The organism is Hymenobacter qilianensis (assembly GCF_014638675.1).
Classification (GTDB): domain Bacteria; phylum Bacteroidota; class Bacteroidia; order Cytophagales; family Hymenobacteraceae; genus Hymenobacter; species Hymenobacter qilianensis.
On sequence record NZ_BMFN01000002.1, the window covers coordinates 898,381 to 916,071 of the forward strand.

18 protein-coding genes and 1 tRNA gene are annotated in these 17,691 nt (G+C 53.7%); 11 read left to right on the top strand and 8 right to left on the bottom strand.

Annotation, left to right across the window (positions count from 1 at the left end):
* The first annotated feature begins 49 nt into the window (after positions 1 to 49).
* Positions 50 to 1,543, top strand: coding sequence for an alpha/beta hydrolase (locus IEW06_RS11460; RefSeq protein WP_187732643.1), 1,494 nt, complete (start codon positions 50 to 52; stop codon positions 1,541 to 1,543).
* A 138-nt stretch (positions 1,544 to 1,681) separates the two neighbouring features.
* On the opposite strand, the gene IEW06_RS11465 is transcribed toward IEW06_RS11460, so the two are convergent.
* Both IEW06_RS11465 and IEW06_RS11470 read right to left on the bottom strand, forming a co-directional pair.
* Positions 1,682 to 2,491, bottom strand: coding sequence for a hypothetical protein (locus tag IEW06_RS11465; protein ID WP_223284654.1), 810 nt, complete (start codon positions 2,489 to 2,491; stop codon positions 1,682 to 1,684).
* A 390-nt stretch (positions 2,492 to 2,881) separates the two neighbouring features.
* Positions 2,882 to 3,535: an ABC transporter ATP-binding protein gene (locus IEW06_RS11470; protein ID WP_084444691.1), complete on the bottom strand. Its 654-nt coding sequence runs from the start codon at positions 3,533 to 3,535 to the stop codon at positions 2,882 to 2,884.
* A gap of 172 nt (positions 3,536 to 3,707) precedes the next feature.
* Between IEW06_RS11470 and IEW06_RS11475 the strand changes: the two genes are divergently transcribed.
* Positions 3,708 to 4,832, top strand: coding sequence for a glycoside hydrolase family 113 (locus tag IEW06_RS11475; RefSeq protein WP_187732644.1), 1,125 nt, complete (start codon positions 3,708 to 3,710; stop codon positions 4,830 to 4,832).
* Positions 4,833 to 4,918: 86 nt separating this feature from the next.
* On the top strand, positions 4,919 to 6,121 hold the full coding sequence (gene sucC, locus IEW06_RS11480) for an ADP-forming succinate--CoA ligase subunit beta (RefSeq protein WP_187732645.1): 1,203 nt from the start codon (positions 4,919 to 4,921) through the stop codon (positions 6,119 to 6,121).
* Between the two features lie 137 nt (positions 6,122 to 6,258).
* Here the strand turns inward: sucC and IEW06_RS11485 are convergent, their stop codons facing one another.
* Positions 6,259 to 6,741 (bottom strand): Ohr family peroxiredoxin, encoded by a 483-nt coding sequence (locus IEW06_RS11485; protein ID WP_187732646.1) that lies wholly within the window; start codon positions 6,739 to 6,741, stop codon positions 6,259 to 6,261.
* A 134-nt stretch (positions 6,742 to 6,875) separates the two neighbouring features.
* On the opposite strand from IEW06_RS11485, the gene IEW06_RS11490 reads away from it, so the two are divergent.
* A tRNA-Arg gene (locus IEW06_RS11490) sits at positions 6,876 to 6,947 on the top strand.
* Positions 6,948 to 8,347: 1,400 nt separating this feature from the next.
* Positions 8,348 to 8,587 carry a hypothetical protein gene (locus IEW06_RS11495; protein ID WP_188548309.1) on the top strand — a complete coding sequence of 80 codons (240 nt, stop codon included), beginning with the start codon at positions 8,348 to 8,350 and terminating at the stop codon, positions 8,585 to 8,587.
* 273 nt (positions 8,588 to 8,860) lie between these two features.
* On the opposite strand, the gene IEW06_RS11500 is transcribed toward IEW06_RS11495, so the two are convergent.
* Both IEW06_RS11500 and IEW06_RS11505 read right to left on the bottom strand, forming a co-directional pair.
* The gene (locus tag IEW06_RS11500; protein ID WP_188548310.1) at positions 8,861 to 11,218 is read right to left on the bottom strand and encodes a PAS domain-containing sensor histidine kinase; all 2,358 of its coding nucleotides are present in this window, start codon (positions 11,216 to 11,218) and stop codon (positions 8,861 to 8,863) included.
* A gap of 191 nt (positions 11,219 to 11,409) precedes the next feature.
* Positions 11,410 to 12,051 (bottom strand): response regulator, encoded by a 642-nt coding sequence (locus IEW06_RS11505; RefSeq protein ID WP_187732649.1) that lies wholly within the window; start codon positions 12,049 to 12,051, stop codon positions 11,410 to 11,412.
* 301 nt (positions 12,052 to 12,352) lie between these two features.
* Here IEW06_RS11505 and IEW06_RS11510 point away from each other — a divergent pair, with 301 nt between their 5' ends.
* On the top strand, positions 12,353 to 12,880 hold the full coding sequence (locus IEW06_RS11510) for a phosphoribosyltransferase family protein (RefSeq protein WP_187732650.1): 528 nt from the start codon (positions 12,353 to 12,355) through the stop codon (positions 12,878 to 12,880).
* A 48-nt stretch (positions 12,881 to 12,928) separates the two neighbouring features.
* On the opposite strand, the gene IEW06_RS11515 is transcribed toward IEW06_RS11510, so the two are convergent.
* Positions 12,929 to 13,483 (bottom strand): NUDIX hydrolase, encoded by a 555-nt coding sequence (locus IEW06_RS11515; protein WP_188548311.1) that lies wholly within the window; start codon positions 13,481 to 13,483, stop codon positions 12,929 to 12,931.
* Positions 13,484 to 13,719: 236 nt separating this feature from the next.
* On the opposite strand from IEW06_RS11515, the gene IEW06_RS11520 reads away from it, so the two are divergent.
* Entirely contained in the window at positions 13,720 to 14,124 is a 405-nt protein-coding gene (locus IEW06_RS11520; protein ID WP_187732651.1) for a hypothetical protein, read from the top strand.
* 4 nt (positions 14,125 to 14,128) lie between these two features.
* On the opposite strand, the gene IEW06_RS11525 is transcribed toward IEW06_RS11520, so the two are convergent.
* Positions 14,129 to 14,608: a hypothetical protein gene (locus IEW06_RS11525; protein WP_188548312.1), complete on the bottom strand. Its 480-nt coding sequence runs from the start codon at positions 14,606 to 14,608 to the stop codon at positions 14,129 to 14,131.
* Between the two features lie 525 nt (positions 14,609 to 15,133).
* Between IEW06_RS11525 and IEW06_RS11530 the strand changes: the two genes are divergently transcribed.
* Together IEW06_RS11530 and IEW06_RS11535 are read left to right on the top strand one after the other, a co-directional pair.
* On the top strand, positions 15,134 to 15,634 hold the full coding sequence (locus tag IEW06_RS11530; protein WP_223284881.1) for a fasciclin domain-containing protein: 501 nt from the start codon (positions 15,134 to 15,136) through the stop codon (positions 15,632 to 15,634).
* 236 nt (positions 15,635 to 15,870) lie between these two features.
* Positions 15,871 to 16,239 carry a hypothetical protein gene (locus IEW06_RS11535; protein WP_188548313.1) on the top strand — a complete coding sequence of 123 codons (369 nt, stop codon included), beginning with the start codon at positions 15,871 to 15,873 and terminating at the stop codon, positions 16,237 to 16,239.
* 71 nt (positions 16,240 to 16,310) lie between these two features.
* Here IEW06_RS11535 and IEW06_RS11540 read toward each other — a convergent pair whose 3' ends face one another.
* The gene (locus IEW06_RS11540; RefSeq protein ID WP_187732655.1) at positions 16,311 to 16,595 is read right to left on the bottom strand and encodes a GNAT family N-acetyltransferase; all 285 of its coding nucleotides are present in this window, start codon (positions 16,593 to 16,595) and stop codon (positions 16,311 to 16,313) included.
* 194 nt (positions 16,596 to 16,789) lie between these two features.
* Between IEW06_RS11540 and IEW06_RS11545 the strand changes: the two genes are divergently transcribed.
* Complete coding sequence (locus IEW06_RS11545) at positions 16,790 to 17,236, top strand: hypothetical protein (RefSeq protein ID WP_187732656.1); 447 nt, start codon at positions 16,790 to 16,792, stop codon at positions 17,234 to 17,236.
* A gap of 82 nt (positions 17,237 to 17,318) precedes the next feature.
* The gene (locus IEW06_RS11550; protein ID WP_187732657.1) at positions 17,319 to 17,558 is read left to right on the top strand and encodes a hypothetical protein; all 240 of its coding nucleotides are present in this window, start codon (positions 17,319 to 17,321) and stop codon (positions 17,556 to 17,558) included.
* Positions 17,559 to 17,691: the final 133 nt, after the last annotated feature.

Consider the following 17,691-nt stretch of genomic DNA (forward strand, 5'->3'; position numbering starts at 1 on the left):
GTATATTAGCCATCGAAAATATTTTGACACTCAGCAAGTCGTATTGGTCATGAGCAAATTGATGGTCGTTCTTGGGTTGGGTTTGATGACGGGCGGGGCGCAGGCCCAATCTGCGGCGGAAGCAGCCGAACCTAAGCAACAATATCTGGCCGAGCAGAAAAGTACGGGTAAGACTTTCGGGGCGTACTTCTACCCCCGGTATAGCCAGCTGTATACCTTAGCGCCGGCGGCTTTCGTAGCCAAGATGGATTCAGCCCGGCGGGTGTTTGATGCCTTGCTCGACCGACATGCTCCGCAACTGGAAGTCCGGTTTGTAGAGGAACAGCGCACAGAAACCCGCTTCTACTTCGACCGCCTGTTGCTCGACTACCCCGATGCTCACCATACCTACACAGGCCAGACGGCGCCTTTGCCGGCGGCCATAACCCGGCGCCTGCGCCGCAACCTAGCCGACTTTGACCAGCCGGCGCTGCTTACCAACAATGATTTTAAGGAGTATTTCAGATCCTACCTGCGGCTGCAAGTGCGGCAGGAGTTGCGCAAGCCCGCCTACGCCCGCCACGATAACAAGTGGCTGCAGGCCACCTGGAAGCTACTGCCGCGGCTCATCCGCAACCAACAGTGTCGGGAATTTTGGCAGCAGCATTATCTGTATGAGCACCTCGACAACCACGGCGTAAAAAACACGGCTGACCTGGTCAGTCGCTTCAATGCCAGCTGTCAAGACACAGCTTATCGCGGTAAGATCAACCGGTTATACGAGCAGGAGCTAGCCGGCCGGCGCAATCACCTGGTGCGCACCTACAAAACCGTAGGGGCGCAGACGCTGGATCTGCACCTCTTTGGAGCAGTACCGAGCGGTACTGGGCAGCCGCGACCGGCCATCGTGTTCTTTCACGGTGGCAGCTGGTCGGAAGGCAAGCCGGACTGGTTTTTTGGAACCTGCGAAGATTTTGCCAAACGCGGCTGGGTGGCCTGCGCCGTAGAATACCGCACGGTGGATCGGCACAACACCCTGCCCTTTGCCGCCGTACGCGACGCCCGCTCAGCCATGCGCTGGCTACGACAGCACGCTGCCGAGTTGGGCCTAGACACGGCGCGCATCGTGGCCACGGGCAACTCAGCCGGCGGGCACCTGGCGGTGGCTACGGCCCTGGCTACCGGCTGCGACGAGCCCACGGATGACGTGCGTTGGAGCCCTCGACCCAACGCGGTAGTAGCCAACGCCGGCGTGTACGACCTTACCACCTCCGGCAATGCTTGGATCAGTAAAGACCTGCCGGACAAAGCTCAGGTCCGCAGCATTTCTCCTCTGCACCTAGTCGGCCCGGGTATGCCCCCCATGCTTCTGCTGCACGGCACCCAAGACGGCAACGTGCCTTTTGCCACCGCCGAGGCTTTCTACCAAGCCGCAACTGCGGCCGGCAACCGCGTCGAGTTGGAGACCTTGCCCAACGCCGGGCATTTCATCTGGTTTGATCCGCGTTTTGGCAAGCAGGTTTACGAACGCCGCAATTCCTACTTGCAATCGTTGGGCTATTGAAGCAGGCCGACGCCAGCAGTAACTGCTAATGTCGTCCGTGTTGGGTCTTTATTAGCCGCAACAGTAAGCCACCAACCAACGCAAAAAAGCCCGGCTCCAAACGGAACCGGGCTTTCTGTATATGTAATGAGTTGAACCTTAAGCAGCAGCCGACTCGCCGTTCTCACGGTCTTCGATGGCCTTGCGCAGCTTAGCCACAGCCTGGGTAGCACGCTCCTCGTCCAGACGGTTGATGTTAAGCAACATCTTGGTCTTCTCCTGGCGCGTAATCACCGGGTGGTTGAGCAGACGGATAATCTCCTCCTTCTGCGCAGCCGTAGCATACGCAATGGCAGGGGCCGGAGCCTCAACAGGCTCAGCAGGTATGGCCTTCATGGGCGTAGCCTCAGCAGCTACAGTGGCGGGAGCAGCAGCAGGGGCTACGGTCAGCGCGGGCTTAGCCTCGGGCTGGTTGCCACCATACTCCATCTCCTCAGCAGGCGTAGGCTCGTAGCCGGCAGCGCGAATGATCCAAGCGAGGATATTGCGGTATGCCTTGCCAATAGCACGCGTCTGCGCCATGCTCATGATGGCAAACTCCTGGTAGAACTTCTTACCCGACTCTTTATTCGAGCATACAGCAAAGCCAGCGCCTACTGTATGACCCGAACGCAGGTCGAACAAAGTTACTTTAGCTTGATATTTCAACTCCGTCTCGGTGCTGACATTGATGACGTGGTCAACGATGGGCACGATGCCCAAGCGCGAGCCAGCGTACTGCCAGCCTTCCACGTTCACAAACTCTTTGCCCTGCACTGTCGTCGTGAGCTTGTTGTCTTTAATGAACTTCGCCAGATCAGTAGCCAAGTGCAACGTCTCATCGGAGCGCGAAATATCGTAGCTCTCAATCTTGCTCTTGCGAGCTTGTTCTTTAACGGGTTTGGTTACTTCGTTCATGGCGGTTTCCATAAGTGTCCTGTAGTACGTTTTGTTATTTGGGTATATAACTAAAGATACGTGCGAATGGTGCAAAAAGCGCGCTTTTTATATGTAATTTTTATCTCTGATTATCAGTAAGTTATGAATTAAATTCCTAAAATTTTTAGAAAACTAAAAAACAGGTACTTCTTAGCTCACTAGCAACGCTTTTGTGAAGTGGCCTGGTTTCAATTTAACAGCATAAAAATGCCCCCCAGAAACCATCTGGGGGGCATTTTTATGCTGCTTAAGAGGCGGTCATGCAGCGTGCAGCGAAGCATCTCGCGTGCTGACGTAGGATTACTAATCTTATATCAGCAGGCGAGATGCTTCGCTGCGCGCTGCATGACCGGCTAGAGATAACTATTTAGTAACGAAACTCTACTCCGTGATGTAGCCGTCTTTCATAGTAATAGTCCGGTCGGCCATTTCGGCGAGCTGGTCATTGTGCGTTACAATGACGAAGGTCTGGCCTAGCTCTTTGCGCAGCAGAAAGAAAATCTGGTGCAGTTCCTGGGCGTTCTGCGAATCGAGGTTGCCGCTGGGCTCGTCGGCGAAGATGATTTCGGGCGAGTTGATCAGCGCCCGCGCCACCGCCGTACGCTGCTGCTCCCCACCCGACATTTCGGAAGGCTTGTGGTCGGCGCGGCGCTCCAGATTCAGCATACCGAGCAATTCGCGGGCCCGCACGCGCACTTCCTTTTCGGAGCGACCCGCCAGATACGCTGGCAAGCACACATTTTCCAAGGCCGTGAACTCGGGCAGCAGGTTATGAAACTGGAAGATAAAGCCGATATGGCGGTTGCGAAACCGCGCCAGATCGGAGCGCCCTAAGGAGCTAACCGACTGTCCATCAAACAATACCTCGCCCGTATCCGGATTATCCAAGGTGCCCAGAATGTGCAGCAAGGTACTTTTGCCCGCCCCCGACGAACCAACGATGGACACGATTTCCGACTTCTCAATCGTCAGGTCGATGCCCTTGAGCACTTCCAGCGTGTTGTAGCTTTTGCGAATATTGATGGCCTGCAGCAAACGATCAGCGAATTGGGGTGAGCAGTTGGGAACGAACAAAGCTACGGATCAATCGCAGATTATGGCGTCAGATTCAATTCCTTAGCGAGTGAGGCAGCGCTGGGGGGCAAATTCCAGTTCTGCTGCTTTCGTTTTAGCTTCAAGCGGCTTATAATTGGTTGATAATCTGTTTATGCCAAATTCCCTGCTGTTCCGCCGCTGGTGGGCTGTTGTTCCATTGCTAACCATTCTGGGTCTGGTGACTGTGCTGGCGGCTGGCTGGTGGTGGCCACGCACGGCTCCCTCGTACCCAATCACGGCTGCTACGGCGCGGTTTAGCATCTCGGCCAACCTGGCTAACCGGATGCGCGGCGTAAGCTGGGTTGGCAGCGACTCCATTACCGATATTGAGCTGGCGCCGCTGACCCGGCATAATGTTACCTGGATAGCCCAGACGCCCTTTGGCTGGCAGCGCGGTGCCACCTCCCCCACCATTGGCATGAATACGGGCCGCGGCCGCGTGTACTGGGGCGAAAGCGACGCTGGCCTGATTCAAACAGCCCAACTAGCCCGTAAGCGCGGCCAATATATCTTGCTCAAACCTCACCTTTGGGTGCGCGGCGACGGCACCTGGCCCGGCGACATCCGTATGACCTCCGAGGCCGACTGGAAAGCCTGGTTTCAAAGCTACACGACCTTTATACTGCACTACGCGGAGCTAGCCGAGCATCAGAAGCTCGACGGCCTGTGCATCGGAACCGAGCTAGAGCAAACGACTACTGCCGCTCACGAAGCCGAGTGGCGCACCCTGATAAAGCAAATTCGCCAGGTGTACCACGGCCCGCTCACCTATGCCGCCAACTGGAGCGGCGAGTATGAGCATATTCGCTTCTGGGACGCGCTGGACTACATTGGCATTCAGGCTTATTTTCCGCTCACCAAAAACAGCAAGCCTACCAAAGCCGAGCTACTGGCCGGCTGGCAGCCCCACCTGAAGGCCATCGAGCGGGTGCAGAAACGCTTCAGCAAGCCCGTAGTTTTCACCGAAATGGGCTATAAATGCACCCCGGATGCAGCCGTTGAGCCGTGGGTGTGGCCGGATCGCACCGCGGCTTTCCTGCAACTCGATGAAGGCACGCAAGCCGCCTGCTACGCCGCTATGTTCGAGACATTTTGGCCCAAAAGGTGGTTTGGGGGGCTTTTTGTCTGGAAATGGTATCCGAAACTAGCCGCCGACGGCCCCGCCCGGCGTCACGCCGACTTTACGCCCCAGCATAAGCAAGCTGCGCAGGTAATGGCCCAGTGGTTTGGCAAGTAGCTTGGGGATAAGTAGCAACCCGCGTCGCATTTTTGCCTACTTTCGTGCACTGAACACCACCCCATCATCCCATTGAACTGACCTCTATGAACATTCACGAGTATCAGGGTAAAGAAATTCTCAAAAGCTACGGCGTACGCATTCAAGAAGGCGTCGTGGCCGATACGCCCGAGGAAGCCGTAGCCGCCGCCAAGCGCCTGACTGAAGAAACCGGCACCAGCTGGTACGTTATCAAAGCGCAGATTCACGCCGGTGGGCGGGGCAAAGGAGGCGGCGTAAAGCTGGCCAAGAACCTGGAGCAAGTGAAGGACATAGCCGGCCAGATCATTGGCATGCAGCTGGTTACGAAGCAAACGGGTGCCGAAGGTCGCAAAGTGCATAAGGTGCTTATTGCCCAAGACGTGTACTACCCCGGCGACTCAGAGCCCAAAGAATACTACATGAGCGTATTGCTGGATCGCTCAACGGGCCAGAACGTGATTATCTATACCACCGAGGGCGGCATGGACATCGAGGAGGTGGCCGAGCAGCACCCCGAGAAGATTCACCGCGAGCACATTGACCCCCGCGTAGGCTTGCAGGGCTTCCAGGCCCGCAAAATCGCCTTCAACCTCGGCCTCACCGGCGACGCGCAAAAGGAGATGGTGAAGTTCGTAACGGCGCTTTACAAAGCCTACGACGAAACCGACTCGGCCATGTTCGAAATCAACCCCGTGTTGAAGACCTCGGACAACAAGATTTTGGCCGTTGACGCCAAAGTAACCCTCGACGAAAACGCCCTCTACCGCCACAAAGACTTCGCCGCCCTGCGCGACACCAACGAGGAAGACCCGCTGGAAGTAGAAGCCTCCGAGTCGAACCTGAACTATGTGAAGCTCGACGGCAACGTAGGCTGCATGGTGAACGGCGCCGGCCTGGCCATGGCTACCATGGACATCATCAAGCTCAGCGGCGGCGAGCCGGCCAACTTCCTCGACGTAGGGGGTGGGGCCAACGCCCAGACCGTAGAAGCTGGCTTCCGCATCATCCTGAAGGACCCGAACGTGAAGGCCATCCTCATCAACATCTTCGGCGGAATCGTGCGCTGCGACCGGGTTGCGAATGGTGTAGTGGAAGCTTACAAGAACATCGGCGACATTAAGGTGCCCATCATCGTGCGCCTGCAAGGCACCAACGCCGAGGAAGGCGCCCGCATCATCGACGAGTCGGGCCTGAAGGTATTCTCGGCCGTATTGCTGAAGGATGCTGCTCAAAAAGTAAAAGAAGTACTGGCATCCCAGAACGCATAGTGCCACTGCAAATTCAGCAAAAAGCCCCCCAGATTCTTTCTGGGGGGCTTTTTTATGTGTATTTAATAGATGGGAAAACCAAGCTGTTGCGCTCGTATTTTCAGTTGCGTTGAAGCTTGTTGGTTTTCACTCTCTACTTAGCCGTGTTGGGCTACACCAGCATTTTCGCTAGCTTCTACCGGAATAGCTTTGCCCATCACTCGCAGCTCTACTTCCATATTGCCGCGGGTGCCTACTGAATAAGGACAGATTCTATGCGCCTGACGTACCATCTCAATGGTCTTTTGCTCGTCGAATTTTTTCAAATCGACATCAAGAATAGCGCTCAAGCCATACGCCTCGCCTTCCTGAAACAGGGTTACGGAGCATTTAACTTCACTCTGTGGATCGAGGCGGTCGCCGGCACGCTGGGCTATTACTAGCAGCGCCTGCTGAAAACAGGAAGAATAGCCGGCGGCAAATAGCTCCTCAGGGTTGGTAGCGCCTTTTTTGCCCCCCAGTCCCTCCGGCACAGACATATCCAGATCAATGATGCCCGTGGCGGAGCGTACGTGGCCACTGCGGCCACCAACAGCCGCAGCATCGGCCGTGTAAAGCGTTTTTTTCTCGTTAGTAGACATAAGGTATGAGTTCGGATTGTGTGCTAGAGTTAACTCATTTTCGCGCTCTAAGGTTATACGGCCCCACTGAACTGCGCTAAATGCCCCCCACGTTTGGCTAGGCGTATTTTTCTCTCTACTTTTGCCCACCTTCCGGTCACGTCGTACAACGGATAGTATGAGAGTTTCCGAAGCTCTTGATCTAGGTTCGATTCCTAGCGTGACCACTTATAATATTCTAAAAGGCCCTTTGCATTACGTAAAGGGCCTTTTTGTTTTTCACATGAAGTCTTTTTGATGAGAAACCTAGATTTGCTTCGCTATTCTCTGTCTAGTATAGAGCGCCCTGTGGAGCACAGCTTAGGATATAGCGGCGAATAGTAAATCGAGAAGCATTTAGCTATATTACTCGTTCGAAATAATCTCTATCATGAGATTATAAGGTAGGAAAGGGTATCATTTTTGAATTCCGTTCACTCCTTTACTAACTCTGCAAATACCCTCTTGCGCAGCTAACTCATCTTTATAACTTTATGGAAGTACATCTACTTAATACCACCTCAGATTCTCAACCGCTCAGCAATAAATCCAAGCATAAAGCTGTGCTAGCTAGTCAGCATTGGGTTGTGACGGATAATGAGACAGCGCGTAAAGTGAAGTATATTTTCCGCCCAAATGGCGACTTGTTAATCACTCAGATAAAGGCAGGCAAAGGTTCCAATTGATTGCTCCCGGACTTACGGAGCAGACAGTAGGTAGTTAACTCTGCTTGCTGCTTTTGTGTTCGGCTCCCTCTTCCGGCTTTCCTATCTACTTATACTCCGTCTGCGTTCTCAGGCTAAGCCTCTCCGCAACAGTGGCAACATGCTTCTGCTGTTAAGCGCTCTTGCTCAGAGTCACCCGACAATAAAATCATTACCGAAAAAGATGGCAAGGATTAGTTACGCGTTTGTTCAAAAGCCAATTACTTAATAGCATTTTCCGTAAACGTTTAAGTAATCCTATGATGCCACAATGGCTTACTATTCATCTATAAAAGTCTGATATTAAATTATTTACTATAGATTATAAATGTATATTAGCCTTATGAGAGCCACTTCTCATTTGTAACTATACTATTATGGCTACGTGGATAATTGCGCACCAAACTTGGTTGCTGGCCTTAACCGGAATACTGATTTCCATTTTAGGAGTGAATACTATACTGAACAGGTGGCAAGCTATTGTATTGAAGAATCGTAGGGAGACTAGCATCAGTACAATTGGGAGTAATCGACCGGATTTCGATTTAGACAATACTTCCTCTCATACCCCAGAACACTAACTAGATGCTACTAACGCCATTATCGCCACAAGTAATTGAGCCAGTAATAGTGTGACTGTTATTACAAACGAGGAAATATTCGAACTGTATTACACATAATTTCAGTAGCACAGGTTATAACTTATATGCTTATCAGTCAGGTATTTGTATAGCCTGTGCTTGCATAGCTCTTGGAAGCCCAGTAGGGCTTAAACAGTGTGTTATCATATATATAATAAAGCAAATGCAATAATTATTGGTATTGAATTATAACTTTCTTAACTTGGCCTATATTTATAACATTTGTGATTTTTACCGGAATATATGACGGAGTGGTTAATTGAGAATAGAGAATGGTTAGGTACTGCTATTCCTTTCTCTGCTATTATGAGTGCAATTATTTTTTTGCTTTTAAGCAGTAAGGATAAACCTGCAGCTCCTCAACAAGAGCGCAAGGGGAATACTGTGCCTTTTATAAGCAATGGTTTGGGATATGCTGTCAGTAATAAGATAGAGTTTCCAATCCTTATGCCTGAGCATAAGCAGATTGCGTTTATAAAATAAGTCGGTATTTGGGAAGTCATGATCCGGCCAAAGACTTGTAGCTAGAGTGGCGTGTGCCTTCTATAGCGAGTTATCCAATCGGGCGCAAATTCGTGCCCTACATATAGCCTAAAAGGCTGCCCCCGTAGTAACGGGGATGAACAATTTAGAGGAGACCAAAGGAAAAGGCAGATAGCACCGGAAGTGGAGTTTCAGCGTCGCATCCATTCCAGTCCCTCAGATAGACCTGATTATTCGCTGGAAGCACTATACGTGTCCGATTGGTGAGCATCACTACTCACTTTTGGCAGGAATAGGAAGAGCCACGCGTACTGTAGTTCCCCGATCGGGATGGGAGTCGAGCGAAAAACGCCCCCCAAGTAGCTCAGCACGGTTGCGAATACTGATAATGCCCATACCTGGGTCGGAAACGACTAATGGAGATTCAGGCATTCCTTGGCCATCATCCTGCACACTAAGAACAATCTGATCATCCTCGTGCTCCACCTGGATGTGTACTTGGTGGGCATTAGCATGCTTGATTGCGTTGCTCAGCAGCTCCTGAACAATGCGGTACACGGACAGCTCCAGGAGTAACGGGCGGGGCTGATCCAGACCAGTCAGATGCAGGTAAACTTTCAGCTTGCTCTGCGGAATATGCTTAACCAGCTCTTGTAGCGCCACCTCTAAGCCAAAGTCTTCTAGGATACCGGGCGTCAGTTGGTGCGAAACATTGCGCGTGGCCTGAATTGCTTCGTTGAGCACTTGCAACACAGCCGGATCGGGGGGGCACGGCCCTCCATTCTCAAGATTAAGCTTGGTCACGTAGAGCAGTTGGCCGACTCCATTGTGTAGTGCCTCAGCGATACGCTTGCGCTCCGCCTCCTGGGCGGCAAATACAGCCCGCACGATGGTTTGCTGGTGCTGACGCTGAAGCTGAACAGCATCGGCAAGCATGCGGTTGCGCTCGGTTATGTCACGAATGGTAATCAGGATACCGGTCACTTCGCTCCTGTCAGTGTTTTTCAGGGGCACATAATATATGTCGTAGCTACCGGGTCGGAGCCTTAAGGTGTGATTAAATAATGTAATGGGCTTCCCCTTAAGGACCTGCTCCAGCACGTTCCTTATCTCGGGCGTTTCGAGGAGATGAGGAAGCACCTCGAAAAACGACCGACCCAACGCCTGCTCTTCCGGCACAGAGGTATACTGGACGGCGTTCTGATTCCATGCAGTCACGCATAGGTTGAGATCTAGCGATACCAGACAGTCAAGGCTGTGGTCAATTACCTGCTTGCTAAAAGCCTTCTCGGCATGTAGTTTTTTCTTCCTCTGCTCCGACTCAGTGATATCAAGGGAGAAGATGACAGCTTCCTGCTTTGCCTTATCGAAATAGCCAAAGTTCTGGTAATACACTTCTTTGCCTTCCCAAACAACATGGCTTATCGTACTAATAGAATGGCCGGCTAAGAGGCGGCGCATGTGCTCGGCCTCATCAGGAAACCCATCAAAAATGCTAGCTCCCTGCAACTCATTATCCTGGATCCCCAAGGGGCGCAAACCTAAACCTATGAGTTCCAGAAATACTCCCGTATGGTCGAGTTTGGTCAACACCACCGGCATATCATGCACTATGTGTTCCAGAAGGCGATTTTTGTAACTTAGCTCCTGTTGGGCCTGGCGATGGGCACTGATATCACGCATTACTCCCAACAGCCGATCCGGTTGACCCTCTCTTTTTTCTATTTCGCCCCGAAACCTGACATAGCGAACCGCATTGTCGGCGCACATCACTCGAAACTCCAGCACTACGGATTGACTAGTTTGTTGCGACTTCGTCAGAACCTCGCCGGCTTGGTCCAAATCTTCGGGGTGCACTTGCCTGACAACTTCGGTGTGCGGCAACGGGCCTGATCCGGGGGGCAAACCGAGTAGAGTACGGGCGCGCTCATCAAGTACCACCTCTTTGCTCCCTAAGGTGTACATTACGGTGCCTACACCGGCAGCATCCAACGCCCGCTGCTTGTCTTCCTCGCTCTCACGGCGGCGCTGCTCGGCCATTTTGAGTGGGGTGATATCGCGCCAAACAGCATGCAGGAGCGTGTGCGTGTCCATCTGGACTGGCGTAAGCAGGATTTCTCCCCAAAACTCTTCACCCGTGCTGCGCTGCCCCAGCCACTCGTAGCGGTAGCGTCCCTGCGCCGCAGCCAGGCGGCAGTAGTCGTCGGCGCGCTCGCGGCTGGAATGACCGTCAGGTTGCTTCTGGGGGGCAAATTCAGCAACATGGCGGCCCAGAAGCTGTTGCTTATCAGTTTCCCCAACCAGCGCCAGCAATGCCGCATTGCAGTCGACGAAGTGGTTATCCACCAGCAGAAATACGGCATCGCTGCTGTACTCAAACAGCCGGTGAAACTTGTCGGCGGTGGGGTCGGCCGCGGCCGTGGTGTGGGCCGCAGCTTGTTGCAGAGCTTTTATCTGCTTTTGAGCGCGGTGCAGTTCCTGCTGCTGCAAGGCCAGCATGGTTTGATAGAGCAGCTCGGCGGGCGGCTCCGCAGTCAGGTGGGGCACGTCAGTGGCGGTCAGGTGCTGGAGTGCCTGCTGACGCAGCGCACTGATTTCCGAGGCTATGGGAGAAGGAAAGGATCTACTCATGATCAAATCAGCTGGCTGCAGCATGCATGAGGCCATTGCTAGCCGAACGGTTCGTGTATTGGCAAATTTGCCCCCCAGCGCATGATGAGGCTGAAGTAGTAAGCCACTGCCCTGCAGCGTGCTTTCTACACATAAGCGATACTCAATTTGGGGTTTATTTGTAAGCCAAGCAATACTTGAGCAAGCAGGAGTTAGTCCAGCAGGCCGTGCTCAACGGCATATTTGATCAACGCGGCTGTATTTTTTACCTGGGTTTTTTCCAGAATATTCTGGCGGTGTGTTTCCACTGTGCGCCGGCTGACAAACAGCTTTTCCGCAATGGCGTTATTCGTAAGGCCTTCCGCAATGAGCCGCAGAACCTCCAGCTCCCGATACGACAGGCCGTCCACTTTTTTGGTTTCTGCGGAAGCTTCTGGGTGTAAAACCTTTTGCAGCAGCGATAAGCCAATGTCGCTGCACAGAAAGCGCTTGCCACTTGAGACGGCGCGGATAGCCGCGATTATCTCAGCCTGATCCGCGCTTTTGAGAATGTAGCCTGCGGCGCCAGCATCCAGCGCCTGCCCTACGTACCGCTCGTGCGCCAGCATGGTGAGTACCAGCACGCGAATTTCCGGAAACTGCTCCCGCAGCAAAGGCAGCGTGGCGAAGCCATCGAGAACCGGCATTTGCAGGTCCATGAGCACAATATCGGCGGGTGTAGTGGGCAGACGATCAAGAAGTTCCTGCCCATTGCTGGCATCGCCCACGATAAGCAGGCCGGGAACGCCCGTTAGCAGGGCCTTCATGCCGTCGCGAACAAGGGAGTGGTCATCGACCAAGAATAAGCGAATCATGGGAGAACACTTAAGTAAAATTTCGAACCGCACTACTGAGCAGCTAGCTAAGCGGCCCATCTCCCCGCATTTGTATATGAATGTAAGTAATTGCAAATGAGCTAAAAAACAATTCTGAGCGGGGAGGTATTCAAAAGCTGGAAAGGGCTAAAATAAATTTAAAAAAGCCCCCCATTTATTTTTTATCAGAGTATAAGGCACTACAAATCGTACAAGTCCAAAACCACACTACCGGCTCTTTGCTCCACAATTATATAGGATCCTACTATATAGTATCAATGTATTCTATACTAATTAACTTATGACCGCTATTTTATCTGATCGATTATCGGCCGCTTTTCGCTTAACTGACCGGCTTTGGCACCTGCGCGGCGACGATGCCCTGCTCATGGCCGTTGACCGGGGCGGCGTACCTATTGGCTCGGTGCTGGCCCGGCTGCTGGGTTTTCCGCTGGAGTTCTTGTCGGAAACGGAGGATCGGATTGGTGAATTACCGGAGGAAAACGCCGAGGTGGCAGAGCCAGCCAACGTGGAAGACAAGCCATCGGCCCGCATGGGCCAGACGCTGATTGTAGTAGACGATGGCACGGCCGCCGAGACGCGACTGGCTGCGGCCCTGCGTATTGCCCGCTCCCGCCAGCCCGCCCTGCTGGTATTAGCACTGCCGGCAGCGCTGCCCGCCACTACGGCTCGCCTGCGCACCATGGCCGATGCCGTGATATACCTGCAAAGCCCCCCACATGCCAAAGCGGTGGAGGAATGCTATGAGAAGCTGCCCCCGGTAACCGATGCGGAGGTAGCGGAAGCAATGCGCGCAGCCAACCCGTAAAGCTCTGAAGTAGCGGCTGTTTTCTATCCACCACTTCGGCTACCAAATCTAGCGCTGTAGCTTGCGCAGCGCCAGCAGGCATAAGGCTACGGAGCCCGCCACCCGAATCTGGCCGCTGAGAATCATACTTTCTACCTGCCCGAGGGGAACTGTCAGCACTTCAATGTTTTCGGTCGGGTCGAGCTGTTGGGTGGCTACAAGGCGTGCGTTGCGGGCCAGAAAAAAGGAAATAGTGTTCGTGTCTTTGGTGGGGTTATCACTGACTTCCAACAATAACTCTACCTCGTCGGACGTGTAGCCGGTTTCTTCCAGCAGCTCGCGCCGGGCTGCCTCCTGGGGGGCTTTTTCGCCTTCGTCTATCACGCCGCCCGGCAGCTCAACGAGTATCTGGCCGAAGCCATGCTTGTACTGGCGAACCAATACAACCTGCTCGTCTTCGGTCAGGGCAAATACCAGCACCACATTGGCCCGAACGCTCACAAAATAATCGTCGAGCTGTTGCCCGTCGGGCAGCTCCACATGGTCGCGACGAACTTTATACCACGGATGATCGAAGACCAGCTCAGATTTGAGCGTCTTCCAGGGCTCTATTTTTTTGGTCATGCTGTGTCTGGCAGAAATCAGAAGGCAAGGTACTAAACGCCCCCGCAGCGGGAACAAGCACCCGCGTTTACAGCTGTGCAGACAACATCCGGCAGACGCGTTTTGGCTTGGGTATTAGAACAGTGACTGGTATCTGGGTATCTTGTAAAATATTGTAGCTGCTATTCGCTTGGCTGATTATGCGTGTCAACACGAAGCTGTTACTACTACCTACATCAAAATAGCTTCTTTCAACGGTGAACAGTTCTGCCCAATATTTCCACAATGCCGCCGCGGCCATTACCTATCACGCGCCGGGCTATATACGGGTTACCTGGCAGCCAACGGCCGTATCAGTGGCCGATTTGCAGGCGATTTATGAACATATACTGCGCGCCCTGCGCCATTACGGCTCTACTCAACTAATGAGTGTGCACGGGCAGCGGCCACCGATGCCGCCGCAAGTGCAGGAGTGGCTCACGACGCAGTGGGTACCGCGGGCCATTGCAGAAGCGGGCTACGACAAATGTGCCGTGGTAGAAGCCGAAGCGCCTCTAAGCCGGCTCGCAGCCCGCTCCGTTGGTACGGGCCTCACCCAAACGCTACGCTACAACTACTTCTCAACGGTGCAGGAAGCGGCTGAGTGGCTCCAGATAAAATAGCGAACTATTTGCCCCCCAGGCTTTTCCCACTGTCCTCGCTCGCCATTTGGCCCCGATGATAAACGTACTGGGTGGCGCTGGCCATCAGTGGCTGGCTGCTTAAAGTAAAATAGGCATTCTCGGTGCGGGTACGAAACGAGAGGATAGACGCCGTTGTCTGCTGGCCTACCCACTCCTCCCCCAGCGGACCACTGCTTGGCGGGCCGTAGAGCCGAACAAATTCCTGGCGTAGGCCGGCTATGGCCTCAGTGCCAGTGACAAGCAAGTCGATGCGGTAAAGGTGCTCGTCGAAAAAGCGGTAGTGAATCTGGCGGAGCGGATAGCTTAGGTACAGCAGCTCTTCCTGCTCGCGGGCATACGTGGCTACGCGGGGGTCATGCAGGGCCGATACGAGAACCAGCCCTCTCAGCTCAGCTACTTTCTGTCCAAACCGGTCTTCGCGGAAGCCATTCTGCTGATCAAGGTAACGCGTGCTGCCGACCATTACTTTTAACTGATATTGAGCTAGGATTGACAGTCTTGCCAGGGCAAATATATAATTTTTATGGGCTGCTGCAAATGTTGCTTCATTCAAGTCAGGTAGCTGGCCCATTGATTTAAAAGATTCTAAAACAGCGTCGAAATCTACTTAATAGCACTCTTCGGCTATCAGCACCGAGAGCTTACAGGATATGCGGCGGCTTTAATCAGCTGCTGAGCTTGCTTCTAAAATCCAATATTGCTGCGTTATCGTATAGTAAAGCAATTCCGACCATTTCTTAATTTAATTGTAATGAAAAAGTCATTGTTGACTACCCTCGCTTTCGCCTTTACCATAGGCATGAGCACGCCGGCCCTGGCCCAAACCACTACTAAAACCAAGTCGGACGCCGACAAGATTAAAACCAAGGAAGACGGCAACATGTCGAAGACCAAGATGGCCGACGACGGAAAGATGAAAATGAAAGGCAAGACGGCTGCCGGCGACAAAATGAAAGCCAAAGGCAAGCCCGGCAAAGCCGCTGAAACGATGGTAAATGCCGCCGACCTACCCATGAGCAGCGCCGAAGGCGTGATGGTGGGCGGCGCGATGATGGTGCCCAGCAAAGACATCGTCGATAACGCCGTGATGTCGTCGGAGCACAGCACGCTGGTAGCGGCCGTGAAGGCGGCTGGCTTGGTGGAAACGCTGAAAAGCGCCGGACCCTTTACCGTATTTGCTCCCACCAATGCCGCCTTTGAAAAGCTGCCCGCTGGCACGGTGAATACGCTGGTAATGCCCGAAAACAAAGCCAAGCTCACGACTATCCTGACTTACCACGTGGTGCCCGGCGCCGTGCGCGCCGCCGACCTGCAAAACGGCCAGACCTTAACTACCGTGCAGGGCGAAACTCTCACAGTGATGAAAAACGGCAGCAGCGTGATGCTAAAAGACGCAAAAGGCGGCATGGCTACCGTTACCACCGCCGATGTTATTTCGAGCAACGGCGTAACCCACGTTATCGACAGCGTGCTGATGCCAGCAAAGTAAGCTGCTGCTCAGCAATAAAAAGCCCCCCGGAGCAGTGTCTGGGGGGCTTTTTTATGAACCGCTCGGTTGGTGGTACGCAGCGGCAGGTTAGGCTTTTAGTACCGCGATTCTGGCCTGATCGTTTGGGCTGGCCTTGTGTCGAACAAAATATTTTTGCGGGCGGCAACAGTTGTTGAGTAAGCGTTTTGCGTAGAAAGAGAACAGTGCCCAGAAGGGCCATCAACCACTACCAACTTATGAAAGACTCTTCGAAAAAAGCCCCCCAGAACCCCGACGAGCAGCATCCACGTCGCAGTACCCAAAACCAACCGGCCACTGCGGCTGATCCAAATGCCTCGTTTCCAGGCACCGGTGATGAGCACCGACCCGGCGAAAACCTTTACACGCTGCCTGAGATGCAGGAGCCGCAGCCCCGCAACCCAGCGGAGCCACAGTCTAAATCGGCCGCTGAACCTGCCACCGAAATGTCGATGCTGGACCGCGAAACCCACGGCCAGCTTCTTGATGAGCCCGCTGCGGACGGTAAATCGGGCATCAGCGACAGCGTCATCAACCCAGTCATTGCGCAGTCGAGTCGCCTCGAAGACAACAACCGCGACCAGTAAACGGATTTTCTTATTGCTGAAATAACGCCCACGGGCGGCGCGAACTATACCATTCGCGCCGCCCGTGGGCGTTATTTCGATACTAAGTCTTCGTATTCAGCCTGATTACGCTTCACGAAGGCTTCCACAAAATGGCAGCTGGTCAGCACCTTAAAGTTCTGGTCGCGGGCGTAGTTTAGGGCTGTGCGGGCCATTTCTTCGCCCACTCCCTGCCCGCGCAGATTTTCATCCACGAACGTATGCGTGAAGTCTATGGTGTCGGCGGCGGGCAGGCTGTAAGCCAGCTCGGCTTCGTAGCCATGAACGGTGGCGTAGAAGGATTGATCTTCCTGATTATGAATGACGGAAACGGCCATGTGATTGGAAATTTTAAAGGGAAAAATACTGTATGGCCACCGCTCGCGGGCGGGGCAACTTGTTATTCCCTACGCGGCCGGGGCCAAATGGGTGGAATTTTGTTGACCCTTCAACCCCGCTTTTGCGTACTAGCCAACTAGTTGCCTGACAGAAAACGTCTTGCTACATCTTCACACCTCACTCCACCTCTTCTATGAAAACACAAGCAGATAAGCCAGCTACGGATGATAACAACAACCGCCCGTTGGCCGAAAATGAGAAAATAGGCGCCAAGTTGGCCAATAAGCCCGTTGGTCAGCGGTCAACCCAGAATTCGGATACGCCTAACTACGGCGATTTTGGTCATGCTCCCCTTTCCGATGAAGAAATGAACGGTCCGGTAGCTGCGGGCACCAACCATGGCGCCGCCGCATCGAGCACGCCAGCCCCCGACCAACGCGGCGCGGCACCTCAAAACCTGAACAATGAGGCCGTGCGCACTACCATGAACGACGAATCGGACGACCGGCGCGAGGCCGCCAAGCTCGACGATCCGCGCTACGGCAGCGGCACCCGCAACTGGGAAACCGCCGAGCCCGCCAACCGCACCACGCAAGCTGACATTGATACGGACGAGGAATATCGCCCGGCCTCCAGCTAAGCTGACGCCAGTTTCCCGAGAAAAGCCGGGTGTCGCGTGGTGCGAGGCCTGGCTTTTTCGTTCACTTTGAAACCAAGCCCCCATGAAAACACCCGAAGAACAAGCCAGCAACCAAAAGATTAATCCCGCCGCCACTCAGCCCACCGAGGCGCCCCGCGTGGATGCTGCCTCCGATGAAAGCGCCGGCTCGGCCGCCATGCTGGACGCCGCCACCCACGGCCAGGTGCTGGATGGCACCACTCCCGACGAGGACACTTCCGACATGACGGATGAGCGCATGAACCCCGGTGCTGATCAGGCATCGGCTGAGGACGATAGCTAGAGTATAAAGTCTGTATTGCACAAAAGCCCCCCAGCATATTTTGGGGGGCTTTTTTTATGCGCTTTGGGAATGGTTTAGCAAATCAGCTCTGGCTTACTGCGTAGTCCACTCCGCCCAAACAAACGAGCCTACT